General features: G+C 45.2%; 12 protein-coding genes. 6 read left to right on the forward strand and 6 right to left on the reverse strand.

Annotated features, from left to right (window positions below; genetic code table 11):
* Positions 1–2 precede the first annotated feature (2 nt).
* Both map and gpmI read right to left on the reverse strand, forming a co-directional pair.
* Positions 3–821, reverse strand: a complete 819-nt coding sequence (gene map, locus F2B13_RS17345) for a type I methionyl aminopeptidase (protein WP_149304750.1) — start codon at positions 819–821, stop codon at positions 3–5.
* 31 nt (positions 822–852) lie between these two features.
* On the reverse strand, positions 853–2,370 hold the full coding sequence (gpmI, locus tag F2B13_RS17350; protein ID WP_149304751.1) for a 2,3-bisphosphoglycerate-independent phosphoglycerate mutase: 1,518 nt from the start codon (positions 2,368–2,370) through the stop codon (positions 853–855).
* Positions 2,371–2,767: 397 nt separating this feature from the next.
* On the opposite strand from gpmI, the gene F2B13_RS17355 reads away from it, so the two are divergent.
* The gene (locus F2B13_RS17355; RefSeq protein ID WP_149304752.1) at positions 2,768–3,163 is read left to right on the forward strand and encodes an ankyrin repeat domain-containing protein; all 396 of its coding nucleotides are present in this window, start codon (positions 2,768–2,770) and stop codon (positions 3,161–3,163) included.
* A 108-nt stretch (positions 3,164–3,271) separates the two neighbouring features.
* On the opposite strand, the gene F2B13_RS20785 is transcribed toward F2B13_RS17355, so the two are convergent.
* From F2B13_RS20785 to F2B13_RS17370, 4 genes are all read right to left on the reverse strand, one after another.
* A complete protein-coding gene (locus F2B13_RS20785; protein WP_317131646.1) occupies positions 3,272–3,439 on the reverse strand; it encodes a DUF6747 family protein in 168 nt (55 codons plus the stop codon).
* A gap of 297 nt (positions 3,440–3,736) precedes the next feature.
* Positions 3,737–4,468, reverse strand: a complete 732-nt coding sequence (locus tag F2B13_RS17360) for a M15 family metallopeptidase (protein WP_149277381.1) — start codon at positions 4,466–4,468, stop codon at positions 3,737–3,739.
* Between the two features lie 151 nt (positions 4,469–4,619).
* The gene (locus F2B13_RS17365) at positions 4,620–5,765 is read right to left on the reverse strand and encodes a gliding motility-associated C-terminal domain-containing protein (RefSeq protein WP_149277382.1); all 1,146 of its coding nucleotides are present in this window, start codon (positions 5,763–5,765) and stop codon (positions 4,620–4,622) included.
* A gap of 1 nt (position 5,766) precedes the next feature.
* On the reverse strand, positions 5,767–9,657 hold the full coding sequence (locus F2B13_RS17370) for a beta strand repeat-containing protein (protein WP_149304753.1): 3,891 nt from the start codon (positions 9,655–9,657) through the stop codon (positions 5,767–5,769).
* Positions 9,658–9,906: 249 nt separating this feature from the next.
* Here F2B13_RS17370 and F2B13_RS17375 point away from each other — a divergent pair, with 249 nt between their 5' ends.
* The 5 genes from F2B13_RS17375 to F2B13_RS17395 all read left to right on the forward strand — a co-directional run bounded on the left by F2B13_RS17375 (position 9,907) and on the right by F2B13_RS17395 (position 14,865).
* A complete protein-coding gene (locus F2B13_RS17375) occupies positions 9,907–10,656 on the forward strand; it encodes a hypothetical protein (protein ID WP_149277384.1) in 750 nt (249 codons plus the stop codon).
* Positions 10,643–11,458, forward strand: a complete 816-nt coding sequence (locus tag F2B13_RS17380; RefSeq protein WP_149277385.1) for a carboxypeptidase-like regulatory domain-containing protein — start codon at positions 10,643–10,645, stop codon at positions 11,456–11,458. The genes F2B13_RS17375 and F2B13_RS17380 overlap by 14 nt, the downstream gene beginning before the upstream one ends.
* Positions 11,459–11,508: 50 nt before the next feature.
* The gene (locus F2B13_RS17385; RefSeq protein WP_317131647.1) at positions 11,509–12,015 is read left to right on the forward strand and encodes a DUF6702 family protein; all 507 of its coding nucleotides are present in this window, start codon (positions 11,509–11,511) and stop codon (positions 12,013–12,015) included.
* A 70-nt stretch (positions 12,016–12,085) separates the two neighbouring features.
* Positions 12,086–14,389: a M1 family metallopeptidase gene (locus tag F2B13_RS17390; protein WP_149277387.1), complete on the forward strand. Its 2,304-nt coding sequence runs from the start codon at positions 12,086–12,088 to the stop codon at positions 14,387–14,389.
* Between the two features lie 137 nt (positions 14,390–14,526).
* Positions 14,527–14,865, forward strand: a complete 339-nt coding sequence (locus F2B13_RS17395; RefSeq protein WP_149277495.1) for a Sec-independent protein translocase subunit TatA/TatB — start codon at positions 14,527–14,529, stop codon at positions 14,863–14,865.

Below are 14,865 nucleotides of genomic sequence, written 5' to 3' on the forward strand. Positions count from 1 at the left end.
AGTTATAAAACCAACTTCGTTTGTCGAAACTCATCCTCTTCCGAACTTTCAATGCCCAGAGCTTCATAGATGTATTGAAATGTGGAAAGAAGTTCTGGTTTTCCGTTTACAATGGCCACATTATGCTCAAAGTGTGCACTTGGTTGCCCATCTGCAGTAAGTATGGTCCACCCGTCCTTCAATTGTTTGATTCGGCGGGTGCCCATATTGATCATGGGTTCAATGGCGACTACTAATCCTTCCATAAATTTTTTACCTCTTCCTCTTTTGCCGTAATTGGGCATTTCAGGACCCTCGTGCAATTTGGTACCCAGACCATGGCCTACCAGTTCGCGAACGACACCATAGCCATGACTTTCACAATAATTTTGAATGGCATAGGCTACATCTCCGACACGGTTTCCCACTTTGAACTCACGTATACCGAGATAAAGGGACTCTTTGGTCACTTTCAAGAGGTTCCGGGTCTCCTCCGCAACTTCACCGATTTCAAAAGTATACGCATGATCTCCATAAAAGCCGTTTTTAAGGGCTCCACAGTCTACAGAAAGAATGTCACCTTCTTTTAGCGGTTCATCGGTAGGAATACCGTGAACTACTTGGGCATTCGGACTCATATTTAACGTGTTCGGAAAATCGTACATCCCCAGAAAACCGGGTTTGGCACCTTGTTCACGAATAAAGTCTTCGGCTAGCTTATCAAGGTATAGTGCGCTCACCCCTGGTTTTATTTCTGAAGCCAACATACCCAATGTCTTCGAAACGATCAAGGCACTTTCCCTCATCATTTCAATTTCTTCCGGTGTCTTGATTTTAATCATAGCGGCAAAGGTAACATTTTAACGGAAAGTCTTATACCAAAGCTTTTTGAGTCATCAGTTCGGGCTGTGGAATTCCCATCAGCTTTAAAATGGTCGGGGCGATATCACCAAGTACACCGTCGTTGATCTTCTTGATATCTTTATCGACCAAAATTAAAGGAACCGGATTGGTAGTGTGTGCCGTATTGGGACTTCCATCGGGGTTGACCATTGTGTCGCAGTTTCCATGGTCTGCTATAACCAAGGTAGAATAGCCATGCTCCAAACCGGTCGTTACCACGGCCTTGGCACATTCATCAACAACCTCGCATGCCTTGATCGCCGCTTCCATAACTCCGGTGTGTCCCACCATATCGGGGTTTGCGAAATTCAGGCAAACAAAATCTACTTCCTCTTTTTGTAACTCGGGCAAAATGGCATCGCGAATATCGTAGGCGCTCATTTCGGGTTGCAGATCATAAGTAGCTACCTTGGGTGATGGGCATAGCAAGCGCTGTTCCCCATCGAACGGAACTTCACGACCTCCATTGAAAAAGAAGGTCACGTGAGGGTATTTTTCAGTTTCGGCGATGCGGATTTGTTTCTTTCCAGCCCTTTCCAAGACTTCCCCTAATGTATCCTTGATATTTTCCTTATCATATACCACATGAATCCCTTCGAACGAATCGTCGTAATTCGTAAGGGTTACATAGTACAGTTTTAGCTTATGCATATTGTATTCATGCATACATTGCTGGCTAAGAACCTGTGTGAGCTCCCGGCCGCGGTCGGTTCTAAAATTGAAAAAGATAACGACATCTTCTTTCGATATCTTCGCGAGTGGTTGGCCCGCTGTGTCTGTCATGACAATGGGCTTGATAAACTCGTCGGTAATATCGGCATCGTAATTTTTCTGCATGGTTGCACCAATGTCGGTCGACTTTTCACCTTCACCGTTGACCATCACATCATAGGCCAATTTTACCCTTTCCCATCGTTTATCGCGATCCATAGCGTAATATCTTCCTATAACAGAAGCAAGACGGGTATGTTTGTCTACGCAGAAGTCGGTCAGGTCGGTTAGAAAACCTTTACCACTTTTAGGGTCTACATCACGGCCATCCGTAAAGGCATGAACGAACATTTTGTCCACTCCGAAGTCGTCACCGGCTTTTATAAGCCCCTTAAGATGGTTGATATGACTATGTACGCCGCCATCGCTTACCAGACCAAGAAAATGCACTGGTTTGTCGTTTTCTTTGGCATAGGCAAACGCTTCGCGTAAAACTTTTTCTTCTTTCAAGCTATCTTCCTTGACGGCAAGGTTGATCTTTGCCAGATCTTGGTATACAATACGCCCGGCACCTAGATTCATATGGCCGACTTCGCTATTGCCCATTTGGCCTTCGGGAAGACCGACGTTCATGCCGTCGGTCAGCAAATTTGCGTTGGCATAGGAGGTATATAGGGAATCGACGAACGGTGTGTTTGCCTGATCGATAGCGGATACTTTCGGGTCGGGCGATTTTCCCCAACCGTCAAGAATCATAAGTATTACTTTTTTGTTCATAATAGTTGTATATCAGTGTTTCAAAAGTACTGTGATTTGAGACCAATTGCCAATAATCGGACTTTCTTTTTTGAATAACCTCGGAAGTTTTTCGGTATTATATAAACAAGAATAGTGTACCCTGAGGAAAGTGTGGATCAGCTCGAAAAAATCACCCTTCGATCGGGTAGGTTTCGATAAAGAATAACTTCAGCTAAAAATTGAGGTATTCTCAGGATTAGGGTCAAAGTATTGGTTTTTAGATATTTTTTAAGGCTTAAAAATATAAAAAACAGCTAATGGGTGCTTAAATATTGTTAAAATTAAGTTATAACTCTGTTAACCGTGAAACATTTTTCCATAAGGGTCGTCTATATTTATATAGTTTAAACTTATTCATCAATCAAAATCATTCATCATGAGAAAAACAATTTTTTCCGTAGTTGCCGCTTGTTTGGTAGCAACGACTAGCGTAATGGCCGTTGGAACAACCAATGAATTCGAACCACAGCACACCATAGGCACTTTTGACTATGTAGATGTGAGTACCTTTTGCAAAGCTATCATGCAAGGCGATATTGATACCGTAAGGCGGTTGATCGATCTGGGGGAAAATGTAAACAAAAAGTCCCTGGGCATGACCCCGGCCATATTTGCTGCCAGGTACAATAAGGCCGAGATTCTTCAACTGCTTATCGATAGTGGGGCTGATCTCAGCATCAAAAGCGATAAGGGATATTCGGTAAAAAAATATGCCGAACTCTCCAATGCCATAGATGCCATGGCCGTTCTTGAAGCGGCTTCGGGAATTTAAACGGGGTAGCAGGCCATTGACAAAAAAACCCGTCCACAATCAAGTGGACGGGTTTTTTAGTTTTCATTTTCAAAAAGAATGTTTCCGCAAAAGAGAAACAGAATGGGATTAAAACTCGAATCCGTGTAAAGCCCTGTACATAAACGCGTAGACGGCCATAAAAAGCATAAGCGCACAAAAAACGGAGTACGCTTTTAAGAGTACGACGACAAATTGAGGTTTGCAATTCTCAAAAGCCTCGAAATACAAATTTTTGAAGTGTGATAGTGTTCCCATATAGTTTTATTTAAGTACCGGGTTCGGTACGATTATTAATTAAAGCTATAAGGGGTTAAATCTGGGGCGTGACTAAAATTTGGGATACGGTAAAAATATAAAAATATTGTCTAAAGTGGCTGTAATTCAACGAATTTAACGGGTATTCAGCGTATTCTTAAAACCGTATATCGATGAACGGAATGATACGCCGAATTTAGCCACCTTTCTTAAGAAGAAAACGTAGGTTTTAGGCATTGGCGATTTCTTGCTCGGCAGTCATGAGAGGGGCTGACTTTTAACCAATTTACGAGAGAGTTACAATAATTCCGTATTGATGTCCAAGATATTGTCTTCGATATAATTTGTCAAAAACCCTTCGGTAAAATGGGCACTGCCTTCAAAATCTTCCTGTTGCAGTAGCCTCAGGATATTCTTTCTTCGAAACTGGGTAAGCATGGGTATCGAAAGCGGGGCGTAACTGTAGTGCCAGGGTTCATATTTGAAACCTCTTCGGCCAGGGGTATCGGTGTAGACCAAGTAAAAATCATAGGTTTTTGAATTGGCATCCATCCATTTTTTGAAATCGGCATAGGGCTGCCCTTCGGCGAACTTGGAAGGTACCAGTACATCACCTTCCACTTTTCGGTATCCGTCGACAATATCGATATCGGTACCCCAGTGGTGTCGGCTCGTACCAGGAATGGTCGAATACTCGATAATCTTATCGATGGCCTGAATGGGTTTCATCCCCTCGTCGGTATACCTGATATATTTTCGTTCCCATATCAGGCGTTGCCGTTCAAAATTACGGTAACTAGAGACTACTTTTAAATCGATACCGTCATTATAGGCGGCCTTTTTCATGGCCACAAAAGCATCATGCGCCTCTTTTCTTAAATTGATGCCCTCACCGTACAACTTAATATCTTCCTTGCCCATCAACTCGAGAATGGAATAGTCTACCGTATTCGAAAAAGCTACCTGGGGAAGCGAAGCAAGGCCGATTCCTGCAATACCTGATTTTTTTATAAATGATCTCCGTTGCATGATGATTGTTTATAGGTTTCGAAACATTTTAGTTGGGCTCCACCCAAAGATGACAAAAATACTGCCAAACTTTGAGGTGGGTACTTTTGCCCATGTTAAGGTATTCATATTTGTAACGTCGAGCACGAAGTCTTTAGTGTTTTGATCGGGCTTAATTTGCCAAATAGAGAAACCCTTGAAACTCCAGATCGAGATCATCGAGCCTTACAATATAAAAATAAACGCCCGAGGGCAACCCTTTGTCGCGATTGATCACAAAATTATTAGTGGTCGCAAAACCGTTGAACTCATTGGTATAGTTCTCTTTTTCGAATACCAAAAGTCCGTTGCGGTCGTAGATGCGCATATAATTGTTGGGAGACAGTTCCAATTCGGGTATTTCAAGAAAATCGTTGATACCGTCTCCATTGGGCGATACCATGTAATCGTCAAGATCGACAAAATCCCTAGGAAGTCCCGTTACGCCGAAAGTTATCACCTCATATTCGCTCGGCATAAAACTGTCGGAGACGGCCAAGCCTTGGGAGAGGTCTCCTACGGCACTGCCACCCAAACTAATCCATTGCTGGCGTGACTTGCTCCAACCGACAATAATAATTTCACTGATATCGTCCGTCAGGAGGGAAATTTGGCTCCGGTCGTTCCACGAAATCTCTATGGTGGAGAATACAGAACTATCCAATTGCCAAAATTCACGGATACTCACATCGCGTACCGCACTTTCCCGGGAACCTGTGCTAAAGGCACCTGAAATGGTACTCGGGCTGTTGGGGTCTTCGAAAAAATAGGCACAGTTAGCGATCGGATTGACGGCTTCGGACTTCAGGACCAATTGCCGCAACTGTTGGGTATCGCCCACGGGGAACATAAATTCTTGCTTACCGTTTACGAAAGCATAGCCATCGACCTTGCTGATATCGGCCGCACCCGTATGAAAGGCATCCGCTAAAAAATTCAGGCCGATTGAAGATTGGTTTCTGGGGGTCAGTACATCGCCCAAAATAAAATTCGCATTGTTCAAGATATTGACGGGCGTGGTCAGCAGGGTACCGTTCTGAGCCATAAACTCGGCATCGAAAAAGGTAGGGATCAGATTGCCCGATACCTGAAGGGCTGCAGGGCCGTAAAAGCCCACCAACCCGAGATTTTCGTCAAAGAGCCCGTTGTTGATCAGGTCGGTATGAAAGCCCATCTGCCCGCCATCGTGAATACGCAGGTTGCCCGTATTATAGAGGGCGGTTTGGGCGTTGAGCATTAGCCCAGAAATTAGTAAGAAAATGAGAAAGCTACTTTTCATACTATCGTATTTGTTGCCATGCATTTCCGTCGCTCTGAAGCCATATCACCCCATTTGCCGGAATCGTATTAATAGGAGTTCCATTCTCTGGAACATAAGTTGTGTTAAAATTTGAAGAAACTCCCGAAGTATTCTTGACGATATAAATCCTTCCTGTAGTTGTTAGGGCACTGGGAAGCGTAACCATTGTGGTGACACCATTCAAAATTAAAGTATGGTCGTTGTCGGTAAGCGTAACAGAACCGTTGTCCGCACGAATGGCCGTTGAAAAAGAGCCTTCTGCGTGCAACGTAGAGGTTGGTGCAGGGGTACCGATACCTACGTTCTGGTTCTCGTCGATACGCAAGGCTTCGGTACCAGCAGTGGAAAATGCTAAAACTCCATTTGCATCGGCCAGAAACATACCCGTATTTAGATCGTCGGTGAAACGATAGGAGGGCAGATTTTCAGATCCGGCAGAATTTTTTAAACCCTGGGTTCTCGATGTACCTCCTATATTTAACTTAACTGCGATATCGGGATCTACGGTTTGTGGACCGACATATAGTTTGTTGTCCGTATTGTCCCAAAAAAATTGTGAATTGTTTTCAGTGGCTGTTCCATCGGTATCCGCAAAGAAAACAGAACCTGTTGTTCCAGTTACTTCTCCTTCGTCGACCGAGGTCTCCCAAGTCAACGTGGTACCGTTCCATTTGAGGATTTCCCCGTCTGCGGCCCCCATGTCGGCGAGATCTTCGGCGAGTATGGTGCCGTTGTTGATTTTGGCCGTTGTGACGGCATCGTCCGCTATGACGGTAGCGGAGATAGGTCCGGTCACGTCTCCTGCAAGGTCGTTCACGCTCAGGTCCGTTCCTGTGAGGGTTAGTCCCGCACCAGCGGTATAGGTCGTGCCCACATCGTCGGCCGCGGTCTCCCAGGACAACGTGGTGCCGTTCCATTTGAGGATTTCCCCGTCTGCGGCCCCCATGTCGGCGAGGTCTTCGGCAAGTATGGTGGCGTTGTTGATTTTGGCCGTTGTGATGGCATCGTCCGCTATGACGGTAGCGGAGGTCGGTCCGGTCACGTCTCCTGCAAGATCGTTCACGCTCAGGTCCGTTCCTGTGAGGGTAAGTCCCGCCCCCGCGGTATACGTAGTGCCCGCATCGTCGGCCGCGGTCTCCCAAGTCAACGTGGTGCCGTTCCATTTGAGGATTTCCCCGTCTGCGGCCCCCATGTCGGCGAGGTCTTCGGCGAGTATGGTGGCGTTGTTGATTTTGGCCGTTGTGACGGCATCGTCCGCTATGACGGTAGCGGAGGTAGGTCCGGTCACGTCTCCTGCAAGATCGTTCACGCTCAGGTCCGTTCCTGTGAGGGTAAGTCCCGCCCCCGCGGTATACGCAGTGCCCGCATCGTCGGCCGCGGTCTCCCAAGTCAACGTGGTGCCGTTCCATTTGAGGATTTCCCCGTCTGCGGCTCCCATGTCGGCGAGGTCTTCGGCAAGTATGGTGGCGTCGGCGATTTTTGCGGTTGTCACAGCGTCGTCAGCGAGTTGCAGGGTATTTATTCCGTTATCCGTTACTTGAAGCTCAGTTCCTGTAAGTCCGTTACCCGTAAGGGTTAGCCCATCACTACTTACCGAGGCTGAAGGTGCGGGCCCCCATGCTACGGCTCCACCTGTGGTGAGGAGGACTTCTCCGTCGTTTGTACTAGGCTCTATTTTAATTGGTGTGACATTGGCATCAACAATTTTAATAGTAGATATTGCATTGTCGGCCACGGTATATTCATCGCCCGAAACTCCGGTACCAGATATAGTACTTGGGTCAAACAGAGCAGATGCACCACTGGGAGGTAAGTCCGCCCAAATGACATTATTACTGGAATCCGTGGTCAAAAATTGACCGTCAGTTCCCGGGGCAATGGTGAACGGATCTGCAGGGGTGCCTACACCTAAAATGGTCGTGCCATCGGCCTGTTCGGTAGTAACCCCGCCTCCCCCGATCGGGGTGGCCCATACCACATCGGTACCACTAGTGGTAAGCACCTGCCCGTCCGTACCCTCCGCTATCTTGTCAGTGGTCACATTGTTGTCGAGAATCTTAATTGTGGATATTGCATTGTCGGCCACGGTATATTCATCGCCTGAAACTCCAGTACCAGATATAGTACTTGGGTCGAACAGAGCGGAGGCACCACTTGGCGGTAAGTCCGCCCAAATGACGTTATTGCTGGAATCCGTGGTCAAGAATTGACCGTCAGTTCCCGGGGCAATGGTGAACGGATCTGCAGGGGTGCCTGCACCTAAAATGGTCGTGCCATCCGCCTGTTCGGTAGTACCCCCGCCACCGCCACCGGTCGGAGCAGCCCATTCGGTAAAACCGGCGGCGGTCCAGGTCAACACATCGCCAGGGTTCCCTTCTCCGTTCATGGCGATGAGGTTGCGATATAATTGAATATCGCCATTGTTTTTAATAGTAAAAGCTTTATCCGTAGCGATATCCGGTAATGAAGTATTGCTTGCAGAATTCTGTAAAAAGTGAAAATCTCCCCGCCCCCCCGAATTTTGAAATTCATAGACCAAGGCCCCTTTACCTGCGGCACCTACATTGTCCAAGGAAAAGAGAATGCCGGTCGTTCTTCCCAGCACGGTTCCCCGTTGGTTTTGAAGTTGCAGGGCATAGGCAACACCGGGAAAGTTATCCGCAATATGTACTTTTGAAACGGTTGATTGTGGGCCACCATCCAACCCTAAATAAAGGGCACCGTACCTTTGACTGCTTACCTGTCTGCCTTCGGGATCATAATAAAAACCTCCGATGTCGTTCGCAAAACCATTATCGTCAGCGGTAGTCGGTGTTCCATCAGGGCCGGCATAGAAAACAGATTTGGCCGTACCGGTATGGCCCGTACTTGAGGCTATCGACCAACCTCCGGAATTCCATTGTAGGATGTCGCCATCAGCGGTAGCGCCCATGTCTCCCAAGTCCTCAAGTTCTATGGTACCATTGGCTATTTGGTCAGTGGTAATACCATCATCTGCCACATTGACCTGATATTCATCGCCCACAATGCCCGAGCCGGTCACCGTAGTGGCTGTTCCATCGATAATTTGGGTATCTGAACCATCCGTAGTTGGTATAGTTATGGTATTGGCTCCTGAAATCGTGAGTTGGTCACCAATAATAGATAGGTTTTGTATTTCATTGGTTATGCTTTGGTCACCATCGGCAGCGATGGCCGAGGTGTTGGCGTCGACCTGTGTTAGAATGTCCTTATCGTCATAAAAAGCGCCCCCATCGGTACCTGCCGTAATCGCATTATTGGCATTGTTGCTTACAATATCGGCCCCTCTAATAAAGCCAGTAGTATTTTGAAAATCGTTTAGGTCGATATTATCGGTATCCAAGGCAAAAACACCTACCGAATTTTCGGAAAGTTTACTCTGGGTAATGGAGTTGTCGACGAGGAGGCTTCCGTCAAAAGCCCCGAGGTTCAGGTCTTCGGCAAAAATACTGCCGTTTACGATTTGATCGGTGGTAATACTATTCGGGGCGACCTCAATATTATCGCCATCATCGGTCGGGGTAATCACGATGGTGCTGATATCGTTCACTATCGGATCGGCGGTAATGGGTTTTCCTTCCCCGCACAGATTGATCCAACCGTTGCCGTCGTAATAAAAAACACAATCGGCCGTGGTATTGTACACCATGGCCCCTCGGTTGGGAACGATCTGTGTCATTTGAATAGAGTCGACACGACTTATGACCAAGACCTTGTTCGAACTTTCAAGTTCCAATAAAGACGAAGGATCGATGGTCTGAGGGTTATCGCCAATTTTTACTTGAGCCCCGGCAGAGCCATATATGAAGAGTAAAGCACATAAAATCGGAAACAGTATTCGATTTCGCATAAGATTAAGATTTAAGGTAATCAGGGTCAACAAAAATAAAATTATCCATCTAGATACCTAAATTAAAGGGATGAAATGCCATTTCGTTGCGGTAAAAGAACTATTGACGTGGTAAAACATGGTATGATATTGTAAGAAATTGTAGTAACACAAATTAACAAAAGTTTAGCCACATCCGTTTTTTTAAATCGCAAACATGTATTTTCTTTATAAACTTGCATATTAAAGATCTATTGTTAAAACAATCCAATGAAAAAATTCCCTACTCTGATTTGTCTTCTTTTTTCATGCATGTTCATGCTAGCGCAGGAAGATGACCGATCAATTTTGAGGGGTACGGTGCTGTACCGCAATGTAAGTGTGCCCAATGAGAATATCATCAACATTACCACGGAAGAGGCCGTAATCTCCGATGACAATGGGCAGTTTGCCATACATGTAAAGGCGGGTGACGAACTGGCATTTACTGCGGTCAACTATCAGTTGGAGGTGGTCAAAGTCACCGAAGAAATAATCCAGAACAATCGGTTGGTAGTGGAAGTCAACGAAAAGGTTACCGAACTAGATGAGGTGGTGGTGACCCCTGAAAACCAAGAAGAGTTTCTCAAGCTCAAGAACGAAGAGTTCAAGGAAGTGGAATACGATATCGACCGCTCGACAGAAGTAGAGAATATTGCCCTGACTCGGCAAGAAAGGGGATTGAGAGACGGCATTAATTTTGTAAATATTTACAAGGCGCTTGCGAAAGCGGTGCGAAAAGATACCCCCGATGAGCGACCGAAACTCAAGATGAGCGAGGTGTTGCGTCAGGTCTATGACGACGAATTCTTTGTGGTCGATCTGAAGGTGCCACAAGAGAACATCAATGATTTTCTCTACTTTGTCGATGAACACGATCCCGAGTATTCCCTTTTGCTCAAAGACCATGAGTTCGAGTTGATCGATTATTTGGTCAATGAAAGCCAAGCCTACCGAAAGCAAATGAATGACGAGAAGTAACCTATTTTTTATCGGTTTTGTGTTGGTTTCCCTAGTGGTACGATCACAAGATTTTTTTTCCGATAAACTACAGGGCAGGGTCTACAGTGCTGATGGTGATGTGGCGGCGACGCATGTGCTGAATACCACTACCCAGCGGGCTACAATTACCGATAGTAATGGTTTTTTCGAAATTTCTGCCAAACTGAACGACACCTTGGTCTTCTCCGCGGTACAATATAAGCGCAAGGAAATAGTGGTTACGATATCCATTTTAAAAAGTAAACTCGTGCTTGTTCCATTAGAACCTGCACTTACCGAACTTGACGAAGTGGTCGTTACCCCTTACAATCTATCAGGGGACATGGCTACTGATCTCCGGCAACTTTCCATTAGGCCCGTAGTCACGGCATCGACCTTAGGGCTGCCCAATGCGAATGCCAAAACCTTCACACAAAGCGAACGCTTGCTGAGGGAGGCCACGGCGATGAAAGTAAGTGGAACGACTGCTGGACTAGGGGCAGGGGGCGCCGCATCTTTGAACCCCATTATCAACGCTATTACCGGCCGTACCAAAATGCTAAAGAAAAGGGTAGAGCGTGATCATACCTATGCCCGTACCCTAAGGGTTCGAAATTACTATGCAGATTCGCTCTATACCAAATTACTTAGGATTCCCGACGATAAAATCGATGACTTCTTTTATTTCTGTGAAGTGGATACTAAATTCCAGACCATAGTCGATACCCACGACCGATTGAAAATCTGGGATTTTCTTGAGAAAAAGAGCCTTATCTACCGCCAACAGAATGATATTGAATAAAATAGATTTTTGGCACGCGATTTGTTAATTTTGCACTGAAAATGGTATCGATGAAACATCTTAAAAAAGGACTGCTTATTTTGATGTTGCCGTTGTTCGCTTTTGTAACGGCCCATAAGTTCTACCTAAGCGTTACCAATGTCAACTATTCCAAAGAGGATAGGGCCTTGCAGGTCACTTCCAGAATTTTTATTGATGATTTCGAAAAAGTCTTGTTCGAACGCTATGGTATTGAAGCCAAACTGGCAACCTCGAACGAGTCTAAAGTAGCCGATGAGTATATAGAAAAATATTTTAGGACAAAACTTGTGGTCGAAATAAATGGAGAAAACGCGCCGTATACCTACATCGGAAAACGATATGACAATGACGTCGTTATTTGTTACATAGAGGTGCCAAACGTCGATCTGGCCCAAACAAAGAGCATTCAAATCGAGAACGAACTACTTACCGACCTTTTTGATGAACAACAAAATATAGTACACTTTAGGATAGGAGATCTCAAAAAGAGCTTCGTCCTTATTAAATCCGATACTAAAGGAATGTTAAATTTATAACATTTGGGTCTCGGCTCCTTAAATTATTTTATTTTTCGAAACTTATAATTAATGTACAAATACAGATAGCATGAAGTATTATTTTGCCGCCTTCCTTTTCTTTTTTGCAGGAATGGTTTTTGCTCAAGAGCAAGACGTAAATGAAAGAGAGCCAGGTCACTACAACCAGAGTAAGTTCAAACAATTGTACGAAGAATTTGCAACTCCAAACACCTACCGCTCGGCTTCGGGGGCTCCCGGTCCGGATTATTACCAGCAGCAGGCCGATTATAAAATGGATATCGAGCTCGACGATACAAATGCGAAGATTTTTGGAGAGGAGACCATTACCTATACGAATAATTCACCCGATAACCTCGAATATCTATGGGTTCAATTAGATCAAAATGTAAGGGCAAAGACCTCAAAATCTCCGTTGCGTGATGGCGGCGGTGTTCCCTTGGCCGAGGATCCTGCGGCATTTGCCAGTAAATATATGAGCGAACCTTTTGATGGTGGTTTTGTTATCGATTATGTTCGTGATGCCAACGGTAGGTCATTACCCTATACCATTAATCAAACCATGATGCGTATCGATATTCCACAGCCATTGAAGAGTGGCGATCAAATTTCTTTTTCGATCAAGTGGAATTATAACATACCTGATCATACCGTAAACAGGGCTCGATCTGGGTATGAATTTTTTGCCAAAGATGGCAACAGGGCCTATGTTATAGCCCAGTTTTTTCCGAGAATGGCAGTCTATAGCGATGTGGAAGGTTGGCAAAACCACCAGTTTTGGGGAAGTGGCGAATTTGCCCTTCCTTTTGGCGACTATGAAGTAAACATTACGGTGCCCGCCGATCATGTACTTGATGCTACGGGAGAATTACAGAACCGAAAGGACGTGTTTACCAAAAAGATGATGAGCCGTTATGAAGCGGCGAAAAAATCGTACGATAAACCGGTCTTGATCGTAACACAAGAAGAGGCGGAAGCGGCTGAAAAGAATGTTTCAACCAAGAAGAAGACGTGGAAGTTCAAGGCCGAAAACGTGAGGGACTATGCTTTTGCCTCTTCAAGAAAGTTTATTTGGGATATGCAAGCGGTGAAGATGGGCAATCGAGATGTAATGGCTGTTTCCCTTTATCCGAAGGAAGGAAACCCCCTATGGGAGGAGTATTCTACCAAAGCGGTAGTACATACCCTTAAGTCGTATTCGTCTCATACGTTCGAATATCCCTATCCGAAGGCTATTTCTGTACATGCCAAGAACCAAGGTATGGAATACCCCATGATCTGTTGGAACTACGGACGCCCAAACGAAGACGGTACATATTCCGACCGTGTAAAGTACGGTATGATCAGTGTAATCATTCACGAAGTCGGCCACAATTTTTTTCCAATGATCGTGAATTCCGATGAACGCCAATGGGGATGGATGGATGAAGGTTTGGATACGTTTATGCAATATATGGCCGAACAGGAATTTGGGGAGAAGTATCCTGAAGCTATTGCACCGAACGATAAATACCCCTCTCGAAGAGGTGATCCTTCAAAAATAGTACCCTATATGGGAGGCGACCAAAGTACCATTGCCCCTATCATGTCAAACCCTGAGAATGTATATCAATTAGGGCCGAACGCCTATGGCAAACCGGCCACTGCCTTGAATATTCTTCGCGAAACGGTTATGGGCAGGGAGCTTTTTGACCATGCGTTCAAAACGTACGCGCAACGATGGAAGTTTAAGCACCCCACCCCCGAGGATTTCTTTAGGACTATGGAAGATGCTTCTTCTGTGGATCTAGATTGGTACTGGCGCGGCTGGTTTTATACCACTGACTACGTCGATATCGGAGTAAAGGGAATCAAAAAATACTATGTAAGCGACAAACCCAACAAAAAAATGCAAGAGTATATGGCCGCTCGAAATCTTACGGAGGCCGATTTGCGACCTTTAGTTTACTTGGAGGAGTATGGTGATGGAGATATAGTAGCTCCCGGGTTGAAAGATAATCTTCCTTCTGAAACGTCGCAAACGTTAAAGGAATTTATGATGGACAATATGACGGCCGAAGAAAGGGCCAACGTAAAGCAGCCAAAATATTTTTATGAGGTGACTTATGATAAGCCAGGTGGTTTACCAATGCCCTTGATCGTCGAGTATACCTACGCGGATGGTAGTACGGAAAACATTACCTATCCTCCGGAAATCTGGAGGAAGAACGACAAGGAGGTCAGTGTAGTGCTCGCCTCGCAAAAAGAGCTAACCGGTGTGGTTGTAGATCCTAAAGCTGAAACAGCCGATATCGACGTGACCAACAATGCGTGGCCCAAAAAAGAGGAACCATCCGACTTTGATAAAATGAAGGAAAATATCAAGGGCAAATAAACCAGGTTCTTACAAAAGAAAGGCCTGTCAGGTTGATACCGGAGCAATACCCTGCTGATCGGTAGATTATGCCCGACGGGCTTTTATTTTATCAACGTCTTTTTATAATGATGTTTAATCTTCACTATATTTGTGATATGTATTTAATGCACTTTTTATTTATTAGCGGGGGCGAGATATTCTTTATCATGTTTATCGTGGTCATGGTTTTCGGTGCCGATAAGATTCCGGGCATAGCGAAAGGCTTGGGCAAGGGTATGCGTCAGTTAAAGGATGCTACCGAAGATATCAAACAAGAGATTCAAAGAAGCGCCGAAAAACAAGGGGTCGACACCAGTTTTGTAAAGGACATTAAAAAAGATATCGATGATGTCAAGAAAAACCTTACCTCCGGTCTTGGTGACAATATCAAAAAAGAAATGGATGAAGTAAAGAAAAGTGTCGATGACGTTGCCGGAACGATTAAAAGAAAGTAA

Source organism: Pareuzebyella sediminis, from assembly GCF_008367235.1.
Lineage (GTDB): Bacteria > Bacteroidota > Bacteroidia > Flavobacteriales > Flavobacteriaceae > Pareuzebyella > Pareuzebyella sediminis.

Bases quoted from the DNA above. Each gene is read 5' to 3' on its own strand.
- map (WP_149304750.1), bottom strand. From the start codon at position 821: ATGATTAAAATCAAGACACCGGAAGAAATTGAAATGATGAGGGAAAGT.
- gpmI (WP_149304751.1), bottom strand. From the start codon at position 2,370: ATGAACAAAAAAGTAATACTTATGATTCTTGACGGTTGGGGAAAATCG.
- F2B13_RS17355 (WP_149304752.1), top strand. From the start codon at position 2,768: ATGAGAAAAACAATTTTTTCCGTAGTTGCCGCTTGTTTGGTAGCAACG.
- F2B13_RS20785 (WP_317131646.1), bottom strand. From the start codon at position 3,439: ATGGGAACACTATCACACTTCAAAAATTTGTATTTCGAGGCTTTTGAG.
- F2B13_RS17360 (WP_149277381.1), bottom strand. From the start codon at position 4,468: ATGCAACGGAGATCATTTATAAAAAAATCAGGTATTGCAGGAATCGGC.
- F2B13_RS17365 (WP_149277382.1), bottom strand. From the start codon at position 5,765: ATGAAAAGTAGCTTTCTCATTTTCTTACTAATTTCTGGGCTAATGCTC.
- F2B13_RS17370 (WP_149304753.1), bottom strand. From the start codon at position 9,657: ATGCGAAATCGAATACTGTTTCCGATTTTATGTGCTTTACTCTTCATA.
- F2B13_RS17375 (WP_149277384.1), top strand. From the start codon at position 9,907: ATGAAAAAATTCCCTACTCTGATTTGTCTTCTTTTTTCATGCATGTTC.
- F2B13_RS17380 (WP_149277385.1), top strand. From the start codon at position 10,643: ATGACGAGAAGTAACCTATTTTTTATCGGTTTTGTGTTGGTTTCCCTA.
- F2B13_RS17385 (WP_317131647.1), top strand. From the start codon at position 11,509: ATGAAACATCTTAAAAAAGGACTGCTTATTTTGATGTTGCCGTTGTTC.
- F2B13_RS17390 (WP_149277387.1), top strand. From the start codon at position 12,086: ATGAAGTATTATTTTGCCGCCTTCCTTTTCTTTTTTGCAGGAATGGTT.
- F2B13_RS17395 (WP_149277495.1), top strand. From the start codon at position 14,527: ATGTATTTAATGCACTTTTTATTTATTAGCGGGGGCGAGATATTCTTT.